This is a genomic window from Variovorax sp. P2_H12, from assembly GCF_056403395.1.
Genome location: NZ_JBFUFO010000276.1, coordinates 1 through 389, shown reverse-complemented (window position 1 = coordinate 389; position 389 = coordinate 1). Strand labels below are relative to the sequence as shown.

The window sequence follows — 389 nt, the reverse complement described above, 5'->3', positions numbered from 1 at the left end:
GGTTGGACGTGGGCCCGGGCGACCGGACCGGTCGGCCGGCGACTCGCCGCCCGATGGGCGGGTTGCAGGTGGGTGCTCATTGGGGTCCGAGGACCCAAGACGGGTGCACCGCACGCTCGTTAGCGTCGAAACCATGTCACATCTGGGGGAGTTGCGTCGTCGGATCCGACGGTGGTCACGGGGTTCCCGGCCGCGTACGGACGTCCGGTTGCTGGGTCTGCGCCGCCGGCGCGATCGGGGGCAGGGGGCCTTGGAGTACCTGGGCCTGGTCCTGGTGGTCGTGGCGATCGTCGGCGCTCTGGTGGCGACGGGGATCGGTGCGGAGCTCACCGAGAAGATCGGTGCGCAGGTCTGCCGGATCGGAGGCGGCGGGAACTGCGGTGGTGACG

General features: G+C 71.2%; 1 protein-coding gene. It reads left to right on the top strand.

Going from position 1 to position 389, the window contains the following annotated elements:
- Nucleotides 1–208 precede the first annotated feature (208 nt).
- Nucleotides 209–389, top strand: a 181-nt coding sequence (locus AC1DYK_RS36135; protein WP_478170644.1) for a hypothetical protein, incomplete at its 3' end; no start/stop codon positions are given.